Here is a 2,732-nt window from a genome sequence, read left to right as displayed (position 1 = left end):
GGCTGGAAGAAGGCGACGTAGTCCTCCAGGTACTGAACGATCTGTTCGCGGACCATGAACCCGTCCGGGCTGTCCCCCTGGTAGGGGAAGCCGGGCAGTTTGCACTGCCAGTTCGGGGTCACCAGGCAGAACGAGTCCCAACGGCGCTCACGCCACTCCTGGCCCACCCGGTTCCGCTCGACGACGACGTGCTCGATGCCACGCTCACGCAGGCAGTAACTCACCGACAGACCGGCCTGCCCCCCACCGACGACCGCGACCGGGACGGTGGCACTTCCCATGCCCTTCAGGCTGTGCGGGAGGGCCCCGACCAGCCGCCGCGCGCTCACCTCGCGCTCCCGTCGGCACTGCGCAGGGCCTCGACGGCGACCTTGGCGCCATCGAGACAGGCGTACGCGGCCGCGGTCTCCTCGATCTGCGCCAGCTGGTCGGACGCCCCGGTGCACGCGAACCCGTACTTCTCGCGCACCCGGTCGCTCGCGATACCGAGTGCCGTCCGGCTCCGCTCCACGAAGTCACCGAGTTCGTACACGCCACCGGTGGTGAGGTAGTCCTCGATTACCGTGGAAGGTGAGTAACAGCGCTGAGTCTCTCCGTCGGGCCAGCGCACATGGAAATACAGCTCCGGCATGAAATCCTCCATGCGAGGCGCCGAGGCTTGGCACCTCGCCGCTGGTTGTGACGACCACTTCAGCCAGCGGGAATTACCGAATGACGTCATCCGGAATAAAGAGGGGTTACGCAGTCCTCACGGTGGGTTAGATATCGCGTACGCGGAGTTGCCTATGAGGCAAAATTCAAGCGATATTCGGTGCGTTGAAAGCCCGCGGCCAGGGCGAATACCGCCTTTCACGTCCTGGCTGCCGAACGCAGGGAACGCACTCGCATCCGCGGCGAGAAGGGCTCCGCTGAGGCGGGCACTTCCTCGCTGTTGCGGCGTGAACGGCCCAGCGGGCCTGTGCGGTCAAGGCACCAACTGTTGCGGGTCAGGACGTTGGTGACGGCGCATAGTGGTGGGCAAGACTGGTGGCGAGGTCACGGAGGTGAGCCCTGGCTTCGGTGGGGCCGTGCACAGTGATGGCGCTCCCGAACGGCAGTAGTGCTCGCACGTCCTCCAGATGCAGGAAGCGGATTGTTACCTTGTGGCCGGTGGCGGATTCTTCATGGTCGTCCCGGACGAGTCGTAGGCCAAAGATCCGTTGCGCTCGCTCGATCTGGGTCTGGTCGATGGTGGCGCTGACCTCTATCGCGTGGTTGTGTTCCCACTGAATAATGAGCGCTGCAGCGACGGTGGCCAGGGTCTGGCTCTCGCGGATCCGTCGGGGCTGGTCGACTTCCTTCCACGTCGTGATCCGTTCGAGTCGGTACATCCGTGGCACTCGGGCAGCGTCGGCGACGAGGTACCAGATGCCGGCCTTGGCGAACAGCCCGTAGGGATCCACGACCAGGTCGCGTGGGCATGACTCGCGTGGGCTGTCGTACTCGATCCGTAGCCGGCGACCTCGCCGCACTGCGTCGATCAGCGAAGCCGGAGTCGTGCCGAAAGCTCGTGCCTGACGCCAGGGACGGCTGTCCACGTGTACTACGTCGGTGAGCGGCAGGAGCTCACGAACTCGACGCGGCCGTGTAGCGGCGATCTTGGAGAGCGCGCGCCGACTTTCGACCGATGCGTTGAGCTCCGCACGTTGCTTCTCATCCAGCCCGGTGAGCGACAGATGATCACGTTCGCCCGGTGTGAGTCGCGTGAGGTCGAGTCCGGATCCGGGCAGCATGGTCACGCCTCCGAGGCGGCCCCGGTGTGCGGTCACCGGCAGACCGGCGTCGCGGAGCCAGTTCAGATCTCGGGTGATGGTTCGAAGGGACACCCCGAGCGCTGAGGCGAGTTCCTGTGTGGTGACGGCTTCCCTCGATTCGAGGAGCAGCATCAGGGTGAAGAAGCGGTCTGGGGTCACACACCAATTTTTTCAGGAATTTGCGACACGATGCGGCGCATATCCCGGTCAGGCTGGTGGAGGCGTACCGACCACCTGTGAGAAGGAACAACCATGACCACTTCCGTCGTGTCCATCGTCTACGTGAACGACGCTCCCACCGCAGCTCGTTTCTACGGCGGCCTCCTCGGCATGAGCCCCTCGTTCGAGACTCCGGGATACATCACCTTCGACCTCGGGCCGGGCGCTGACCTCGGTCTGTGGTCTGGCCAGTTCGAGCATCTGTCTCCGGACGTCCCGCGCACCAGTGAGGTCTGCCTGGCCATCGACGGTGGACCCGACGAGCTCAACGCGACCTTTGAGCAGTGGAAGTCCAACGGGGTCACGATCCTGCGCGAGCCTCATGACGCGGGGTTCGGGCTGACGTTCCTCGCAGCCGATCCTGACGGGAACCGTATCCGCGTCGCACCGCGGGACTGAAAGGCCGCAATGCGGCAGGCGCGCACGACAGGTGTCGCGCCTGCCGCCGTCTGACTTCGAGAGGACGACGAGTTCCCCACGCGGAACCAGAAGTTGGGTGAGGTGCTTGGTCGGCGTCAGTGTCGAGTGAACCGGCGCAGGGCGCCGAGCACGGGCTGCGCGGGCGTGTTCGGATGGTCGACGTCGCGCATCAGATGGTCCACTCCCGGCAGCGTCACTCGGCCCGGTCCACCGGTATCCGCATGGCGCAGGGCGGTCGTCAGCGCAGCGGCAGCGGCAGCGGCAGCGGCAGCGGCAGCGGCAGCGGCAGCGGCCCACGGT

The 2,732-nt window shown here is 65.6% G+C and carries 4 protein-coding genes and 1 pseudogene; 2 read left to right on the top strand and 3 right to left on the bottom strand.

Features of this window, described 5'->3' with window-relative positions; all coding sequences use genetic code 11:
• From JF597_RS52890 to JF597_RS52880, 3 genes are all read right to left on the bottom strand, one after another.
• Nucleotides 1-281, bottom strand: a 281-nt coding sequence (locus JF597_RS52890) for an FAD-dependent monooxygenase (protein WP_294014097.1), incomplete at its 3' end; no start/stop codon positions are given.
• Between the two features lie 44 nt (nt 282-325).
• On the bottom strand, nt 326-631 hold the full coding sequence (locus JF597_RS52885; RefSeq protein ID WP_294014095.1) for an MSMEG_0570 family nitrogen starvation response protein: 306 nt from the start codon (nt 629-631) through the stop codon (nt 326-328).
• 355 nt (nt 632-986) lie between these two features.
• Nucleotides 987-1,952: a WYL domain-containing protein gene (locus JF597_RS52880; RefSeq protein ID WP_294014093.1), complete on the bottom strand. Its 966-nt coding sequence runs from the start codon at nt 1,950-1,952 to the stop codon at nt 987-989.
• Between the two features lie 93 nt (nt 1,953-2,045).
• Here JF597_RS52880 and JF597_RS52875 point away from each other — a divergent pair, with 93 nt between their 5' ends.
• Both JF597_RS52875 and JF597_RS52870 read left to right on the top strand, forming a co-directional pair.
• A complete protein-coding gene (locus tag JF597_RS52875) occupies nt 2,046-2,411 on the top strand; it encodes a VOC family protein (protein WP_294014092.1) in 366 nt (121 codons plus the stop codon).
• Nucleotides 2,412-2,530: 119 nt separating this feature from the next.
• A pseudogene (locus JF597_RS52870) lies at nt 2,531-2,732 on the top strand (hypothetical protein); the annotation flags it as partial.

Source organism: Streptomyces sp., assembly GCF_019510245.1.
Lineage (GTDB): Bacteria > Actinomycetota > Actinomycetes > Streptomycetales > Streptomycetaceae > Streptomyces.
This window is presented reverse-complemented; position numbering and strand designations above follow the sequence as displayed.

Excerpts from the sequence above, each read along its gene's own strand:
- JF597_RS52875 (WP_294014092.1), top strand. The coding sequence starts at position 2,046 with ATGACCACTTCCGTCGTGTCCATCGTCTACGTGAACGACGCTCCCACC.
- JF597_RS52885 (WP_294014095.1), bottom strand. The coding sequence starts at position 631 with ATGCCGGAGCTGTATTTCCATGTGCGCTGGCCCGACGGAGAGACTCAG.